Annotated in this window: 14 protein-coding genes and 3 tRNA genes; 8 read left to right on the top strand and 9 right to left on the bottom strand. The window is 74.1% G+C overall.

What is annotated here, in order from left to right; all coding sequences use genetic code 11:
• The first annotated feature begins 104 nt into the window (after positions 1 to 104).
• A complete protein-coding gene (locus ACWDBB_RS10205; RefSeq protein WP_449789146.1) occupies positions 105 to 569 on the top strand; it encodes a MarR family winged helix-turn-helix transcriptional regulator in 465 nt (154 codons plus the stop codon).
• A 119-nt stretch (positions 570 to 688) separates the two neighbouring features.
• Entirely contained in the window at positions 689 to 2,254 is a 1,566-nt protein-coding gene (locus ACWDBB_RS10200; protein WP_449789145.1) for an LCP family protein, read from the top strand.
• Between the two features lie 84 nt (positions 2,255 to 2,338).
• Here the strand turns inward: ACWDBB_RS10200 and ACWDBB_RS10195 are convergent, their stop codons facing one another.
• The 5 genes from ACWDBB_RS10195 to ACWDBB_RS10175 form a co-directional block, all read right to left on the bottom strand.
• Positions 2,339 to 3,250 (bottom strand): 1-aminocyclopropane-1-carboxylate deaminase/D-cysteine desulfhydrase, encoded by a 912-nt coding sequence (locus ACWDBB_RS10195; RefSeq protein ID WP_449789144.1) that lies wholly within the window; start codon positions 3,248 to 3,250, stop codon positions 2,339 to 2,341.
• 116 nt (positions 3,251 to 3,366) lie between these two features.
• The gene (locus ACWDBB_RS10190; RefSeq protein WP_449789143.1) at positions 3,367 to 4,035 is read right to left on the bottom strand and encodes a GOLPH3/VPS74 family protein; all 669 of its coding nucleotides are present in this window, start codon (positions 4,033 to 4,035) and stop codon (positions 3,367 to 3,369) included.
• Between the two features lie 38 nt (positions 4,036 to 4,073).
• Positions 4,074 to 4,301: a hypothetical protein gene (locus tag ACWDBB_RS10185; protein ID WP_392869752.1), complete on the bottom strand. Its 228-nt coding sequence runs from the start codon at positions 4,299 to 4,301 to the stop codon at positions 4,074 to 4,076.
• 9 nt (positions 4,302 to 4,310) lie between these two features.
• The gene (locus tag ACWDBB_RS10180) at positions 4,311 to 5,258 is read right to left on the bottom strand and encodes an SPFH domain-containing protein (RefSeq protein ID WP_449789142.1); all 948 of its coding nucleotides are present in this window, start codon (positions 5,256 to 5,258) and stop codon (positions 4,311 to 4,313) included.
• A gap of 318 nt (positions 5,259 to 5,576) precedes the next feature.
• Positions 5,577 to 5,650 (bottom strand) — tRNA-Ile (locus ACWDBB_RS10175).
• Positions 5,651 to 5,839: 189 nt separating this feature from the next.
• Here ACWDBB_RS10175 and ACWDBB_RS10170 point away from each other — a divergent pair.
• On the top strand, positions 5,840 to 6,691 hold the full coding sequence (locus ACWDBB_RS10170; protein ID WP_449789141.1) for a trypsin-like serine peptidase: 852 nt from the start codon (positions 5,840 to 5,842) through the stop codon (positions 6,689 to 6,691).
• A gap of 118 nt (positions 6,692 to 6,809) precedes the next feature.
• The gene (locus ACWDBB_RS10165) at positions 6,810 to 7,556 is read left to right on the top strand and encodes a trypsin-like serine peptidase (protein WP_449789140.1); all 747 of its coding nucleotides are present in this window, start codon (positions 6,810 to 6,812) and stop codon (positions 7,554 to 7,556) included.
• Between the two features lie 126 nt (positions 7,557 to 7,682).
• Here the strand turns inward: ACWDBB_RS10165 and ACWDBB_RS10160 are convergent.
• Positions 7,683 to 7,755: transfer RNA gene (locus ACWDBB_RS10160), tRNA-Asn, on the bottom strand.
• Between the two features lie 62 nt (positions 7,756 to 7,817).
• Positions 7,818 to 7,890, bottom strand: a tRNA-Asn gene (locus ACWDBB_RS10155).
• Positions 7,891 to 8,118: 228 nt separating this feature from the next.
• On the opposite strand from ACWDBB_RS10155, the gene ACWDBB_RS10150 reads away from it, so the two are divergent.
• From ACWDBB_RS10150 to ACWDBB_RS10135, 4 genes are all read left to right on the top strand, one after another.
• Positions 8,119 to 8,424, top strand: a complete 306-nt coding sequence (locus ACWDBB_RS10150; RefSeq protein WP_449789139.1) for a hypothetical protein — start codon at positions 8,119 to 8,121, stop codon at positions 8,422 to 8,424.
• Positions 8,425 to 8,593: 169 nt separating this feature from the next.
• A complete protein-coding gene (locus tag ACWDBB_RS10145) occupies positions 8,594 to 10,027 on the top strand; it encodes an FGGY family carbohydrate kinase (RefSeq protein ID WP_449789138.1) in 1,434 nt (477 codons plus the stop codon).
• 118 nt (positions 10,028 to 10,145) lie between these two features.
• Positions 10,146 to 11,549, top strand: a complete 1,404-nt coding sequence (locus tag ACWDBB_RS10140) for a glutamate decarboxylase (RefSeq protein ID WP_449789137.1) — start codon at positions 10,146 to 10,148, stop codon at positions 11,547 to 11,549.
• 439 nt (positions 11,550 to 11,988) lie between these two features.
• Entirely contained in the window at positions 11,989 to 13,155 is a 1,167-nt protein-coding gene (locus ACWDBB_RS10135; protein WP_449789136.1) for a DUF2690 domain-containing protein, read from the top strand.
• Here ACWDBB_RS10135 and ACWDBB_RS10130 read toward each other — a convergent pair.
• Both ACWDBB_RS10130 and dnaG read right to left on the bottom strand, forming a co-directional pair.
• Complete coding sequence (locus ACWDBB_RS10130) at positions 13,152 to 14,225, bottom strand: RNA polymerase sigma factor (RefSeq protein ID WP_449789262.1); 1,074 nt, start codon at positions 14,223 to 14,225, stop codon at positions 13,152 to 13,154. The two genes, ACWDBB_RS10135 and ACWDBB_RS10130, sit on opposite strands and share 4 nt — an antisense overlap.
• Before the next feature lie 289 nt (positions 14,226 to 14,514).
• A complete protein-coding gene (gene dnaG / locus ACWDBB_RS10125; protein ID WP_449789135.1) occupies positions 14,515 to 16,437 on the bottom strand; it encodes a DNA primase in 1,923 nt (640 codons plus the stop codon).
• Positions 16,438 to 16,516: the final 79 nt, after the last annotated feature.

The following is a 16,516-nucleotide window of genomic DNA, read 5'->3' as shown; positions in this document are numbered from 1 at the left end:
GACGCGGGTTCGGATGAGGTTCGAACGCCTGAAAGGTTGAGCAACTGAAGTAACGATGGGCATGAAAGGTTCACATTGTCAACTTTTCAGGTAGACTCTCGACCATGGACACCCAGCCGGTCGAGGACGCCGCGCCGCAGCCCGACGAGATCACCCGCGAGGTCGTCGACCTGATGGCCAACCTGGTCGCGCTGTTCCACCGCGAGTACGAGGACGCCGCCGCCGCCCGCTCGCTCACCGGCGCCCAGGCCAAGGTGCTCGCCCTCCTGCGGCGCGGGCCGATGCCGATGCGCCAGATCGCCCAGACGCTCAGCTGCGAGCCGTCCAACATCACCGGCATCGTCGACCGGCTCGAATCCCGCGGCTTCGTCACCCGCGAGGCCGACCGGCACGACCGCCGGGTCAAGCTCGTCGCCGCCACCGACACCGGCTCGGCCGCCTCCGAGGAGCTCCGCGAGTCGCTGAACTTCGCCCGCGAGCCGCTGGCCGCGCTCGGCCCGGACGAGCGGACCGCGCTGCGCGACCTGCTCCGCAGGATGCTCGCGGGCGCCTCCGGCCCCGGCGCGTGACCAGCATCACAGGACCCGGGGGCTGCTCGTAGGCCCCAGGGGGGTAACCGAACCGCCTCCCGGAACGTCTAACGTTCGAACATCGAACGCGAGAGACCTGAAGACGGGGGGCACGGAGGATGAGCAGCAGCACGCGCCGGCGCCGCTATCTGCGGACCGCCATCGGCCTGGCCGCCGTACTGGTGCTGTCGGTGGTGGGCGCCGGAGCCTGGTTCTACCACCGGCTGGACAACAACATCACCACCTTCGACCCGGGCGGCGTCGCCACGGAACGCCCGCCGGCCCCCGTCCCGGTCAGCCCGGGCGCCTCCGTACCGGTCAACGTGCTGCTGCTCGGCTCGGACACCCGCGACGAGGGCAACGACTCGCTGGGCGGCGGCGACGAGGGCGTCGGCCACTCGGACACCGCGATCCTGGTGCACATCTACGCCGACCACAAGCACGCCGTCGGCGTCTCGATCCCCCGCGACACCCTGGTCACCATCCCGTCCTGCAAGCTGCCGAACGGCACCTGGACGGCGCCGAAGACCGACCAGATGTTCAACTCCGCCTTCACCGTGGGCCTGGCCGAGAAGGGCAACCCGGCCTGCACCCAGAACACCGTGGAGAAGCTCACCGGACTGCGGGTCGACCACACCGTCGTGGTCGACTTCAAGGGCGCGGCCGCGATGTCCGACGCCGTGGGCGGCGTGGACGCCTGCGTCCCCAACGACGTCAACCAGTACGGCATACACCTCAAGAAGGGCCTCCAGAAGCTCTCCGGGCAGTCCGCGGTGGACTACCTGCGGGCCCGCCACGGCATCGGCGACAACTCCGACATAGGCCGGATGAAGCGCCAGCAGGCCTTCCTCTCCTCGATGATCAAGAAGGTGCAGAGCCAGGGCTTCTCGCTGCCCACCCTGCTGCCGCTGGCCGACGCGGCCACCAAGTCGCTCACCGTGGACGAGGGGCTGGGCACCGCGATGAAGCTGGTGGACTTCGCCCACTCGATCCAGGACATCAAACTCTCCGACGTCTCCTTCGTCACCGCCCCCTGGCGCTTCGCCGGCGACCGGGTGCGGCTGGTCCAGCCGGACGCCGACACCCTCTGGAAGCTGCTGCGCGAGGACCGCACCCTGGACGGGCAGAGCACCTCCGGGACGGGCCAGCCGGCCTCCTCCCCCACCGCCGACCCGGGCGCCGCCGCGACGGCCCCCGGCACCCCGCTCACCGCGGAGCAGGCCGCGGCGCCGATCACGGTGGTCAACGGGGTCGGCACGCCCGGCCTGGCCGGTTCCGGCGCCGACACACTCAAGGCGCGCGGGTTCCGCAACGTCACGCTGGGCCACACCTCCGCCGGGCGGCAGACGACCCGGGTCGCCTACGACCCCGCGCTGAAGGCCACCGCCGACCAGGTCGCGGCGCTCTTTCCCGGCGCCACCACGGTCGAGGAGCCCGGCACGGAGGCGATCACCGTCACCCTCGGCGCCGACTACCGCGCGACGGCCACCCGGACCGACTCGGTGGCCGCCCCGAGCCCGGAGCCCGGCCTCCCGGCCGCTGCCACCCCGGGCGCCGCCCCGGGCGCCACCGCCGGCAGCATCCCCGGCACCGCCCCGGGCCTGCCGAGCGGCATCCCCACCGGCATAGCGGAGAACACCCGCAACGCCGACACCGACCCGTGCGCGAACCTGACCTTCGGCTGATCGCGCCCTCCCGCCGGACGGACGGCCCGCCCTCCCCGCCGAACGGCGGGAGCGCGGGCCGTCCGCGTCGGAGCCGGGGCGGCCCTACCGCGGATCCGGCAGCCCGGTGACGACGGCGGTGAGGCGGGTGCCGCGGGGGAAGGCGCCCTCCGCCGTCAGGTCGGCCAGCGCGGCGAGCAGCTTGGCGACGTAGCGGCGCTCCAGCGGGATGCCGTGGCGGCGCTCGAACCGCTCGGCGAAGGCGGCCAGTTCGGCCGGGACCCTGCCGTAGCCGCCGCCGTGGTGCGCGTGGTCGATCCGCCAGTTGTCGAACCCCCGCCCGTAGGCGGCCCGGTGCAGCCGGGTGACCTCCGCCTCCAGGTAGCCCTCGCCGCCGCGCAGCACGGCGACCCCGAGCGCCCGGGCGCCCGCCGGCAGGCCGGCCGCGATGCCGGCCAGGGTGCCGCCGGTGCCGACCGGGCAGCAGACCACGTCCCGCTCGCCGAGACCGGGCAGTTCGGCCGGGATCGCGGCCGCGCCGACGGCGGCCAGGGCGTTGGAGCCGCCCTCCGGGAGCACCAGGCAGGGGCCCCAGCGGCGGAGCAGGGCATCCGTGCCGTGCTCCCCCTCGGCCCGGCCGGTGGCCTCCCGGTACTCGGCCCGGGTCAGGAACTCCAGCCGCATCCCGGCCGCCTCGGCGGCCCGCAGCGACCAGTTGCGCGGCCGGTCGGCCAGCTCCTCGCCGCGGACCAGCCCGACGCTCTCCAGTCCGAGCGCCCCGGCGGCGGCCGCGACGGCCCGCAGGTGGGTCGAGTAGGCGCCGCCGAAGGTCAGCAGCCGGGTGTGGCCCTGCTCCACGGCGGCGGCCAGGTTGGGCGCCAGCTTGCGCCACTTGTTGCCGGGGACGGTCGGGTGCAGCAGGTCGTCCCGCTTCAGCCGCAGCTCCACGCCGGCCCGGGCGTAGGCCTCGTCGGTGCAGTCCACCAGCGGGGTCGGCAGCAGGGCGGGTTCGAGCATCCGGCCAGCTTACGGGCCGGTACGTCCGTACGCCCGGACGGCCGGGAGCCCGGTCACCGGACCGGTGACCGGGCTCCGCGCCCCCCTTGCGCGCCGTCTCCCCCGCGGACGGACCGTCAGCCCAGGGCCGCGCTCTCCGCCGCGTGGCCCGCCATCCGCCAGGCCAGCGCCGTGCCGAGCGCGCGCGGGACCGGGCCGGCCGCCGGGGCCAGCTTCGCGATCCGGCCGCGGTGCTCCCGGCGCTGCCTGCCGTTCAGGACCGAGCCGAGGCGGCCCGCCGCGACGAGGGCGGTCAGCGCCGCGTCGGCCGGGTCGACCCGGCTGAGCGGCCCGGTCAGCGCCCCGGTGACGGAGGCCGCCAGCGCCTCGCGGACCCCCGGATCCGTCAGGGTGACCAGGGTCACCGGGAACAGCCCGGCCGCCCGGTGCGACCGGAGGGTGAGCCGGCCGGAGTCCGCCAGACCGTCCCTGACCCGGCGGACCGGCTGGTCGCGGCCGGTGCTCCTGGCACGGCTGACCCAGGAGTTCCAGCTGTGCGGCCGGCTCTCCCTGATCTGGCCCAGCAGACGGGCGCTGTACGGATCGAGGCCCTCCTCGGCCGCGCCGCCGCGGGCCCGGGCGACGGCCTTGCGGCCCTCCTCGTACAGCAGGCCCCGGCGCAGCAGCTCGGTCAGCGCCGCCGCCTGGAGCAGCAGGTTGAGCGAGGAGTTCCGGGTGGTGCGCTCGCGCCGCGGGTCGTAGGCGAGCAGGTACAGCTTCTCGGGCAGGTTGCCGGGCAGGTCCATCTTTGGTCTCCGAAGGTTCTCCGAGCCCCGGTCCGCGGTCAGTCCTCGCCGGACTCGCCGCTCTCCGGGCTCTCCTTGGGTGGGCGGCCGCGCCGGGGAAGCCGGGCCGCACCGCTGGGCATCCGTCCCGCGTCGGTGAGTGCGCGGCGGAGCAGGAACTCGATCTGGGCGTTGGTGCTGCGCAGTTCGTCCCCGGCCCATCTGGCCAGCGCGTCGTGAACTGAAGGGTCCAGTCGCAACAGGATCTTCTTCCGTTCCGTCGCCAAGGCCTCGCCTTACTGGTAGAGGGAGCCCGTGTTCACGACGGGCTGGGTGCCGCGGTCGCCGCAGAGCACCACCAGGAGGTTGCTCACCATGGCGGCCTTGCGCTCCTCGTCCAGCTCCACGACATCGCGTTCGGCGAGCCGGTCCAGCGCCTCCTCGACCATACCGACGGCGCCCTCGACGATCAGCCTGCGCGCCGCGACCACGGCCCCGGCCTGCTGGCGCTGGAGCATCACCTGGGCGACCTCCGGAGCGTACGCGAGCCTGGTGATCCGGGACTCGATGACCCGCACCCCGGCCGAGGCGACCCGGGCGGAGATCTCGGCGGAGAGCTTGCGGGCGATCTCGTCCGCGCCGTCGCGCAGCGACAACTGGCCCTCGTGGTGGGCGTCGTAGGGGTAGCTGGTGGCGATGTGCCGGACGGCCGTCTCGGTCTGGATGGCGACGAAGTCGGCGTAGTCGTCCACCTCGAACATCGCCATCGCGGTGTCCTCGACCTGCCAGACCACCACGGCGGCCATCTCGATCGGGTTGCCGTCCGCGTCGTTGACCTTGGTGGTCTCGGTCTCGTGGTTGCGGATCCGGGTGGAGATCCGCCGCCGGCTGGTGAACGGGTTCAGCCAGGTCAGGCCCTCGGCGCGGACAGTGCCGCGGTAGCGCCCGAGCAGCTGGACCACCCGGGCCTGGCCGGGCGAGACCACCGTCAGCCCGCACATCAGCAGCACCGAGCCGAGCACCAGCAGCGGTCCGACGACCACCAGGGCGATGCCCAACCCGTTGGTCTTCACGGACAGTTGGGCCGCGCCGACGACGAACGAGCCGACGCCGGCGAGCAGGCCGAGCAGGGTGCCGCCGAGCACCGGCAGTCCAGCCGCCCCGGTGATGGCCCGTTCGGTGAACTTGGGGACCGGAAGGTCCAGGACAGGGCCGTCCTCGACGGCGGAACGCAGTGTGGTCATGGGACCGACTCCCCCAATGGTGATGTCCGCTGCGCGGGTGCCCGCTTCAGCTGTCAAAGTGATATCACTTTTTGCGCGCACGGCGCCAGCGTCCGGCAACGGGGAAAGGGGAGGAGCGCCGCGGGGAGGCGACGGACAGGCGTCAGGGAGAGTCGGGGCCGATGCCCACGGGCGGGTGAATTCCGGCGCGCCACCCGGGAAAGGGGATGGCCGCGGCCTAGACTCTGCGACGTCGCAGGCGGTGAAAGGGCGGCGGGGCTCCGGCCCGGCGGCCCGCCCGCGAGAGACGCGTACGACGCTCGTCGCACATCGAGAAGGTGGGGCGGGTGGGACTCGAACCCACGACCAAGGGATTATGAGTCCCCTGCTCTAACCGGCTGAGCTACCGCCCCGGTTCGCCGCACGCGCCGGTCGTCGGCACGGCAGCAGCAGACGGCCCCAGCGAGGCCGTCCCGGGCAGCATAGCCGGTCGATCACCCGTGGTGCGCGCCGGGGGCGCAGCTGGGTACGCGACGGTGCTCGACTCCCGGTCGGCGCAGCCCGGGTGGCGGCGGGGCGTCCGTCCGGGGCAGCCTGGACGGATGACGACACGTGGGAGGGGAGCGGCGGCCGCGGCACTCGCACTGGTGCTGGCCGCGGCGGGCTGCACCACCGCGGCGGGGCCGGGCGGGAGCGCCCCGACCGTCACCTCGGCGCCGCCCACCGCCGCCTCCGCCGACCGCCACGGCTGGAACCGGCAGCGGCTCAGGAGCGCGGCCGACCGGCACACCGGCGTCACCCGCACCGCCAAGCCCACCGTGCTCAACGGCCTGGTCGGCGCGGTGTTCACGCGCAACGCCGACGGCGACCACTTCTGCACCGCCAGCGTGGTCGACAGCGCCGGGCTCAACCTCGTCGTCACGGCCGCCCACTGCGTCTGGGACCCCCGGCTCGGCCGGCGCAGCGACCTGGTCTTCGTCCCCGGCTACCGCGACGGCGACACCCCCAGCGGCATCTGGCCCCTGCTGGCCGTCACCGTGGACGACGGCTGGAACGACCACGCCGACCCGGACGTGGACGTCGCCTTCGCGATCGTCCAGGCGCAGAACGGGCTGCAGGTCCAACAGGTGCTCGGCGCCAACCGGCTCGGCGTCAACCGGGGCTACCGGCTCCCGGTGAAGGTCACCGGCTACCCGAGCAGCAGCGGCGTCCCGATCACCTGCTCCAACACCACCGCCCCGCAGGGCCCCACCCAGCTGCGGATCGACTGCCCCGACTACACCGGCGGCACCAGCGGCAGCCCCTGGGTCACCGACTTCGACCCGGCCACCAGGACCGGCACCGTGGTCGGCGTGATCGGCGGCTACCAGGAGGGCGGCAGCAGCCCGGACACCTCGTACAGCAGCTACTTCGGCGACCGCGTCCAGGCCCTGTACGACCGCGCCACCGGGTGACCGGCGGCGGGCCCGGCACGCGGCAGTGGCGCCGCCGGGCACGGCCTGGTAGATCTTCCTCACGAACGGCGGAACGCACGGCCCCGGTGCCCGCCCCGAGGAACGAGACGGAGCCCCGATGGCCCCCCGCCCGGCCCGGCCCGCGCGCACGGCTCGAACGGCCGCGCTGGCCGCCCTGCTGCTGGCCGTCGGCACCGCGTGCGGCGGGCAGGAGGGGGCGCCCACCGCCGAGGTGGCGCAGCAGAGCCCGGCCGGGGACCGGGTGGGCACCCTCTCCATCCGCACCGCGCAGGGCCCGCGGGCCTGCACCGCGAGCGTGGTGCACAGCCCCCGGGGCAACCTGCTGGTCACCGCGGCGCACTGCGTGCAGAGCCGGCGGATCGGCCTGCTGGACGGCCTGGTCTTCACCCCCGGCTACCGCAACGGGTTCACCCCGTACGGGACTTGGCCGGTGAAGGCGATCACGGTGGACCCGCACTGGGCGGCCGAGGACGACCCCGAGTACGACGTGGCCTTCGTCACGGTGGGCATGCTCGACGGCCGGCAGATCGAGGACACGGTCGGCGGCAACCCGCTCGGCACCGGCCAGGGCTTCGGGCTGTCCGTCTCGGTCACCGGCTACCCGAACGAGAGCGACGAGCCGATCACCTGCGCGGCCCGGACCAGCTCACAGAGCCCCACCCAGGCGCGCTTCGACTGCGGCGGCTACACCGACGGCACCAGCGGCAGCCCGTGGGTGGCCGCGAACGGCGCGGTGGTCGGCGTGATCGGCGGCTACCAGGAGGGCGGGGACACCCCCGGCACCTCGTACAGCGTCGCCTTCGACCAGCGGGTCGCCGACCTCTACCGGAAGGCGACCACCTGACCCAACGACCTGCCGGGGGCGGTGTCGCGCACGTCACTCCGCGAAGCCGGAGGACGGAAACACGAAAGCCCCCCGGTCGACCGAGGGGCCTTCGCTCTGAGCAGTCACCGGGCGGACCCGGTGCAGCTCCCGCAATTGGACTCGAACCAATAACCTGCCGGTTAACAGCCGGCTGCTCTGCCAATTGAGCTATGCGGGATCGCGGCACTCGACTTCCGTACCACGGACGGGAACCGGGCCCCGAAGGGACCTTCTCCCGAGCTCCCCCAATTGGACTCGAACCAATAACCTGCCGATTAACAGTCGGCTGCTCTGCCAATTGAGCTATGGGGGATCGGCTTCCGCTCCGGCCCCCGGTCTCCCGGGCTCCTCGGCGCTCGCTGCGGGACATACATTAGCGCACTCGGGGGGGTGGTCCGCCAATCGCTTTCCCGGCTGCCGCCCGGCTGCCGCCCGGCGCGCCCCGCGCGCGCCCGCCGGCGGGGGCGGGGATGCTGGGGCGCGGACGGTTCGCCGTCCCGACTGACGGGTAGGGCAATGCGGCAGAAGCCGCCAGGAGAGGGTGGATCCGATCATGTGGAAGCTGTCGTTGGCCGCGGGTTTCGCGGCCGGCTACGTCCTGGGCTCGCGGGCCGGGCGCCAGCGCTACGAACAGATCGCCAAGGTCACCCGGCAGATCGCCCGGAACCCCGCGGTCCAGGGTGCGACCGACCGGGCCCGGCAGCAGGCCGGAGCGGTGGCCGGGAAGGCGGCCGGCGCGGTCGCGGACCGGGTCGGCGACCGGCTGCCGAACGCCGTCACCGACCGGGTGCCGTACTTCAACCGCGCCCGGACGGACGACGACGGCTGGGGCACGTTCCGCCCGTGACGGCGCGCCGGGGACGTGTGTCACGTGACACACGCCCCTGGCGGCATACCTCCCGTCCGTGACGGGACGGTGACCACAGGGCGAAGCGAAGCCCCACCCGGGGTCGCGAAGCGGCAACGGCCCGCCCGGCCCGGACGCGTCCAGGGTCCGGCTGAGGCATGATCTCGGCATGGCCATCGTCGCGGGGATAGACAGCTCGACCAACCGCACCCGGATCGTGGCGTGCGACGCCGACACCGGTGCCCTCCTGCGCTCCGGCAAGGCGCCCCATCCCGTCCCCGAGGACCAGGACCTGCGCCCGGGCGAGGCCGACCCCCAGGTCTGGCTGCACTCGCTCGGCGACGCCGCGACCGGCGGCCTGCTGGAGGGCGTCCGGGCGATCGGGGTCAGCGCCCAGCAGCACGGGATGATCGGCCTGGACGCCGGCGGGGTGCAGGTCCGGCCGGCGATCCTGTGGAACGACCCGCGCTCCAGCGGCGCCGCCGCCAAGCTGCTGGACGCCTTCGGCGGCGCGGCCGCCTGGACCGCCGCGATCGGCGCCGTGCCCGCCCCCACGTACACCATCGCCAAGCTGCGCTGGCTGGCCGAGTTCGAGCCGGCCAACGCCCGCCGGGTCGCCGAGGTGCTGCTGCCGCACGACTGGCTGGTCTGGCAGCTGCTCGGCCACCCCAAGCGCCGCACCACCGACCGCGGCGACGCCTCCGGCACCGGCTACTGGTCGCCGATCACCGGCGAGTACCGGCAGGACCTGGTGGAACTGGCGCTCGGCCACGAACTCCGGCTGCCCGACGTCCTGCCCCCGGCGGAGCCCGCCGGGCACACCCCCGAGGGCCTGCTGATCTCGGCCGGCACCGGGGACAACATGGCCGCCGCGCTGGGCCTGGGCCTCGGCCCGGGCGACGCGGTGGTCTCGCTCGGCAGCGCCGGGACGATCTTCGCGGTGCACGAGGAGGCCGTGGTGGACGCCTCCGGCCTGGTCTCCTCCTTCGCCGACGCCAGCGGCCGGCACCTGCCGATGGTCGCCACCCTCAACGCCGCCCAGGTGCTGCGCTCCACCGCCGCCCTGCTCGGCCGGGACCTGGAGGGCCTCAGCGACCTCGCCCTGCACTCCACCCCCGGCGCCTACGGCCTGGTGCTGCTGCCGTACCTGGACGGCGAGCGCACCCCCGCGCTGCCGCACGCGGCCGGCACCCTGACCGGCCTTCGGGCGGAGGCGATGACCCCTCAGCACCTGGCCCGGGCCGCCGTCGAGGGCATGCTGTGCAACATCGCCGACGCCCTCGACGTACTGCGCGCCCGGGGCGTCGCGGTGAAGCGGGTGTTCCTGCTCGGCACCGCGGGGCGGCTGCCCGCCGTGCGGCACATCGCCCCGATGCTGTTCGGCGTCCCGGTCGTGGTGCCGCCGCCGGGCGCCCACGCCGCCCGCGGGGCCGCCCGGCAGGCCGCCTGGGCGCTGGCGGGCACCCCGGAGCCGCCGGCCTGGGAGCTGCCGGACGCGGAGACCGTCGAGCCCGACGGGGAGCAGGACCTGGCGATCGGCTCGGCGGTGCGTCAGCAGTACCGGGCCGCCCGCGACCAGATCCACCCGGAGGTCGCGGGCTGACCCCGGACGGGGCCGGCCCGCCCCTGGCTCGAAGCAGCCGGTGAAGATGCGTCACCCGGTGGCCGGTGGCAGCGTGGGACGGGACACGGCCACCGAACGCGAAGGACGGCAGGACGCCATGGCGCTGCACAGGGGAGCCGGCGGCGACCGCCGGCTGAGCATGGGCCCGTACCCGACGATCGCCGACCCGCTGGGCTCGATGGAGCTGGCCCCGCCGCTGCACCGACTCGGCGAGGGACCGGTCACGGCCGACACCGCGTACCAGCTGGTCCACGACGAGCTGATGCTGGACGGCAACGCCAAGCTCAACCTGGCGACCTTCGTCACCACCTCGATGGAGGCCCAGGCCGCCCGTCTGATGGCCGAGTGCCTCGACAAGAACATGATCGACAAGGACGAGTACCCGCAGACCGCCGAGCTGGAGCGGCGCTGCGTGGCGATCCTCGCCGACCTCTGGCACGCCCCCGACCCGGACGCCGTGGTCGGCTGCTCCACCACCGGCTCCAGCGAGGCCTGCATGCTGGCCGGCATGGCGCTCAAGCGCCGGTGGATGCGCCGCAACGCCGACCGCTACGCCGCCGGGGCTCGGCCCAACCTGGTGATGGGCGCCAACGTGCAGGTCTGCTGGGAGAAGTTCTGCAACTTCTGGGAGATCGAGGCACGCCAGGCGCCGATGGAGGGCACCCGCTTCCACCTGGACGCCGAGCAGGCGGTCGCACTGTGCGACGAGAACACCATCGGTGTGGTCGGCGTGCTCGGATCCACCTTCGACGGCTCGTACGAGCCGGTCGCGGAGATCTGCGCGGCCCTGGACGCCTACCAGGAGCGCACCGGCATCGACATCCCGGTGCACGTGGACGGCGCCTCCGGCGGCATGGTGGCGCCCTTCCTCGACCCGGAGCTGATCTGGGACTTCCGGCTGCCCCGGGTGGCCTCGATCAACACCTCCGGCCACAAGTACGGCCTGGTCTACCCGGGCGTGGGCTGGGCGCTCTGGCGCGACAAGGCGGCGCTGCCGGAGGAACTGGTCTTCCGGGTCAACTACCTGGGCGGCGAGATGCCGACCTTCGCCCTCAACTTCTCCCGCCCCGGCGCCGAGGTGGTCGCCCAGTACTACGTCTTCCTGCGGCTCGGCCGGGAGGGCTTCCAGGCCGTCCAGGGCGCCTGCCGCGAGGTCGCCACCTACCTGGCCGGGCAGATCGAGAAACTGGGCGGCTTCCGGCTGCTGACCCGGGGCGACCAGCTGCCGGTGTTCGCCTTCACCACCGAGGAGGGCCTCCCGTTCGACGTGTTCGACGTCTCCCGGCGGCTGCGCGAGCGCGGCTGGCAGGTGCCCGCGTACACCTTCCCGGCGAACCGGGAGGACCTGTCGGTGCTCCGGGTGGTCTGCCGCAACGGCTTCTCCCGGGACCTCGCCGACCTGCTGCTGGCCGACCTCGGCCGGCTGCTGCCGGAGCTGCGGCGCCAGCCCGTCCCGCTCCAGGAACTCGGGGTACCGCCCCGGCCGGGCTTCCACCACTGACCGCTCGCCCACGCCGTCCGCACACCCGGTCCGCACTCCCGGTCCGCACTCCTGGGGAGAGGTCACGGCGGGGAGGGGCGGTGAAGCGCCCTCCCCGCCGGAGCGTCCCGGTCGGGCCGGGGCAGCCTCCCCCCGCGAGGCTGCCCCGGCCCGGTGGGGGACCGGGACCGGATGCGGACCGACGACGTGTCGTCGATCGGTGTCCGAACCGTTCGCTGACGGGCGAACCGCATCGGCCAGAGAACTCTGCACGACGATCACGTGAATGTTCGAGCACCTCCGGGGGTTGTGAGACACTTCCGTCCGTCTCAGCGCCATGACCTGGGGTTTGGGACGGCAGGCCGGTCAGGTTTGAGAAGCGCAGACGCCGGACGGCCCGGGCCCGGACCCCGTCGCTCACCCGTTCCCCGCCCCCGTTTCTCGAGTTTGGAGCGCCGCAGTGGGTTCCGCCTGGAAGCAGCTGCCCGAGGAGCTGACCGAGCCCGCCCGACGCCTGGCGGAGGAGCTCCGGACGATCAAGGACGCCGCCGGGCTTTCGCTGTCCGAGCTGGCCACCCGGACGCACTACAGCCGGGCCTCCTGGGAGCGCTGGCTCAACGGCAAACGGATCGTCACCGAGCAGGCGCTGGAGGCGCTGGTCGGGACGGTCGACTGCGACGGGGCCGCGCTGCAAGCGCTGTGGCGCAGGGCGATGGCGGAGCCGTCGACGGCGGCCCCGGCGGTGGCCACGGGCACGGACGCGGGCACGGACGCGGCCGCGGGCAGGGCCGAAGGCGAGAGCGAGGGCGGCGGCCTGGAGCGGCCGGCCGTCGCCGAGGAGCCCCCGGGCGCCGGGGAAGCCCCCGCGGAGGAACCCGCCGACGAGGCAGCGGTGTCCGGGCAGGAGCCGGGCGCCGCCACCCTCGCCTGGTGGCGGCGCCCGGCGGCGCTGCTCGCCGGCGCGGCCGGGCTGGCGCTGCTGCTGGTCCTGGTGGGCCTGCGGTTCGACCGGCACGACGGGCAGGCCTCGGCGGCCGCCGAACCGGCAGTGTCGCCCGCCGCCACCGCTGCCACCGCCAAGAGCGATCCGGCCTGCCAGGGCGTCGGCTGCGCCCACAAGGACCCGAAGACCACCGGCTGCGGCAAGGACGCCCGGACCCTGCAGACCCAGGTGATCGGCAAGGTGGTCGTCTACCTCCGGTACAGCCAGACCTGCCGGGCCGCCTGGGCGGCCATCACCGAGGGCCAGCCGAAGGACTACGCGACGATCACCGACGGAAACGGCGACAGCGAGACGGCACTCATCCACTGGGGCTACGACAACTACTCGCCGATGCTGAACGCGGCGGACCCGGCCGTCACCTTCCAGGTCTGCGGGTACCAGCCGGCCGGGCACGACTGCACCGCGGTGGTCTCCGACCTGGCCGCGGTGGTGGCCTCCACCCCGATCCCGATCGGAGCGGCCTCTCCCCCGCCGGGCGCCGGTGCTGGAGCCCCGACGACCCCGGCCCCGGCCACGCCGGCCGCCCCGGCGCCCACCGAACCGGCGGCGCCCACCGAACCGGTGACTCCCACCGAGCCGGCGGGCCCGTCCCAGTCGGCGGGCCCCTCCCAGCCCGCCTCCTAGTCGAGGTAGCCGCGCAGCTGCTCGGCGTAGGCGTGGTCGCGGAGCTTGACCAGGGTCTTCGACTCGATCTGGCGGATCCGCTCCCGCGTCACGCCGAACACCGCGCCGATCTCCTCCAGCGTGCGCGGGCGGCCGTCGTCCAGCCCGTAGCGGAGCTGGACGACCTGGCGCTCCCGCTCCCCCAGGGTGGCCAGGACGGCCTCCAGGTGCTGGCGCAGCAGCAGGAAGGTCGCGGACTCGGCGGGCGAGGCGGCGTCGGCGTCCTCGATCAGGTCCCCGAACGCGACGTCGTCCTCCTCGCCGACCGGGGTGTGCAGCGAGATCGGCTCCTGGGCCAGCCGGAGCAGCTCGCGCACCCGCTCCTCGGTCAGCTCCAGGGTGGCGGCGATCTCGGCCGCCGTCGGTTCCCGGCCGCGCTCCTGGAGCAGGGCGCGCTTCGCCCGGACCACCCGGTTGATCAGCTCGACCACGTGCACCGGCACCCGGATCGTCCGGGCCTGGTCGGCCAGCGCCCGGCTCATCGCCTGCCGGATCCACCAGGTCGCGTACGTGGAGAACTTGAAACCGCGGGTGTAGTCGAACTTCTCCACCGCCCGGATCAGGCCCAGGTTGCCCTCCTGGACGAGGTCCAACAGGGTCAGTCCGCGGCCGACGTAGCGCTTGGCGACGGAGACCACCAGCCGCAGGTTCGCCTCGATCAGCCGGCGCTTGGCGATCCGGCCCCGCACCACCAGGGCGTCCAGCTCGCCGGCCAGCGGGTCGGGCGGCGGCGGGTCGCCGTCCAGCCGCTCCTCGGCGAAGACGCCGGCCTCCACCCGGCGGGCCAGCTCGACCTCCTCCTCGGCGGTGAGCAGCCGGATCCGGCCGATCTCGCGCAGGTACTGGCGCAGCAGGTCGGCGGCCGGCCCGGTGTCGTCGACGGGCCCGCGGCGCTCGTCCTGGTCCTCGGCCCCAGCCCGCGCGTCGAAGCCCGGCTCGGCCCCGAGTTCGGATCCTGGCCCGGGGTCCGGGCCGTCCGGGCCGTCCGGGCCGTCCGGGCCGTCCGGGCCGTCCGGGTGGCCTTCCGGCAGGCCCTGGGCGGGGACCCGGGCACCGTCCGGGGGTGGCGCCCCGGCCCGGCCGTGGTGGGTCTCCTGTTCCCCGGCCCCCTGCCGCCCGGCCGGGTTCGCTCTCGTACTGGTGGTGGTCGCTGCGACGACGCCTTGCTCCACGGGCATCCCCTCGGGGCGGGCGCGACTCTGGCGGACCCGCGCTGTACGGAGGTGGGACGCCCTCCAGTGTGCGGTACGCCACACTCCGTGGCCGAGACTCGTGCGCCGACTTTCTGCGTGCGGTTCCCGTGGTGGTCCGCGGGAGGCGCTACAGCGCCGCCGCACCCCGGCTGCGCAGCTGCTGCCCGTACTGCTGGAGCTGCCACAGCTCGGTCTGCACCGCGTGCAGCTGCTCGGCCTCGGCCCGGGGGCCGAGCCGCTGGAGGTAGCCGCGGACCTCGGTGATCCGCCGGTCCACCGCCAGCAGGCGCAGCTTGACGAGGAACTCCCCCGCGTAGATCGCGTCCGCCTTGCGGCGCGAGCGCACCGGCTCGACGGTCAGCTCGGTGACCAGCGAGCGCACCCGGTCGTCCGGGGACGCCTCGCGCACCGCGCTGGTGAAGTCGGGCAGGGTCGCCCCGTACGCGGCGCCGCCGGCCTTGGCGATGGCCTGCCGGACGGCGGTGTACGGCGGGGTCGGGAACTCGTCGTCGCCGTAGTGGTCGAAGGCCGGGCTGACCAGGTCCGGGTGCTGGAGCGCCAGCTTGAGCAGCTCCCGCTCGACGAACTGGGCCGGGTCGCGCGGATTGAGCCGGAAGACGGGCTGCGCGGGGCGCTGCGGCTGGGCCGGCTCGGGGCGGCGCTGGGCGGCCGCGCCGCGCGGGTTCTGCTGGCGCTCGCGGTCCCAGCGGGCCAGCTGGGAGATCCGGCGGACGACGAACTGCTCGTCCAGGATGCCGAGCATGCCGGCCAGCCGGACGGCGTACTCGTGCTGGATCGAGCGGTCCTTGATCTTGGCGACGATCGGGGCCGCCTCCTCCAGCGCCGCCGAACGCCCCTCCGGGGTGTCCACCCGGTGCCGGGCCACCACCGAGGTCAGCGCGAACTCGAACAGCGGGACCGGGTTGTCGATCAGGTGCTTGACCGCCTCGTCGCCCTGGGCCAGGCGCAGCTCGCACGGGTCCATGCCGCCCGGGCTGACCGCGATGGAGGTCTTGGCGGCGAACTTCTGGTCGTCCTCGAAGGCGCGCAGGGCGGCCTTCTGGCCGGCCGCGTCGCCGTCGAAGGTGAAGACGGTCTCGCCCCGCCCCAAACCACTGGCACTGTGCGAGGTGTCCATCAGCAGCCGGCGGATGATCTTGATGTGGTCCTCGGCGAAGGCGGTGCCGCAGGTGGCCACCGCCGAGGTGACCCCGGCCAGGTGGCACGCCATCACGTCGGTGTAGCCCTCGACCACCACCGCGCGGCCCGACTTGGCGATCTCCTTCTTCGCCAGGTCGAGGCCGTACAGCACGTGGGACTTCTTGTAGATCGGCGTCTCGGGGGTGTTGAGGTACTTGGGACCGTTGTCGTCCTCGCGCAGGCGGCGGGCGCCGAAGCCGACCACCTCGCCCGCGATGTCCCGGATCGGCCAGACCAGCCGGCCCCGGAAGCGGTCGATCAGGCCGCCGCGCTGGCCCTGCGAGGCGAGGCCGCCCAGCAGGATCTCCTTGTCGGTGAAGCCCTTGCCGCGCAGGTAGCGGACCAGGTGCTCCCACCCCGCGGGTGCGTAGCCGACGCCGAAGGCCGTCGCGGCCTCCTCGTCGAAGCCCCGCTCGGCCAGGAAGCGGCGGCCGATCTCCGCCTCCGGCGAGGCCAGCTGCTCCCGGTAGTAGGCGGCGGCCACCTTGTGCGCCTCGACCAGCCGGGTCCGCTCGCCCTGCTGGTGGCGCGGGCTGTAGCCGCCCTCCTCGTAGCGCAGGGTGATGCCGGCCTGGGCGGCCATCCGCTCGACGGCCTCGGCGAAGGTGAAGTGTTCGATCTTCATCAGGAAGGCGATGGTGTCGCCGTTCTCCTGGCAGCCGAAGCAGTGGAAGACGCCCTTGGCGGGGTTCACGTAGAAGGAGGCGGACTTCTCGTCGTGGAAGGGGCAGACGCCCTTGTACTCGCCGCCGCCACCGTTGGTCAGCTGTACGTAGTCGCCGACCACCGCGTCGATCGGCAGTGCGCTGCGCACCGCCTGTACGTCTTCGTCCCTGATCCGCCCGGCCACCCCGGAAGTCTACTGGGACGGCCGGGCTTTCCGGCTGCGCCGGGGGCACGCCCGGTGGGGCCGGGGGCGCCTCCCGGCG

This window comes from Kitasatospora sp. NPDC001095, from assembly GCF_053598615.1.
Note: the sequence above shows the minus strand (reverse complement) of the source record. Positions and strands in the feature narration are given on the sequence as shown.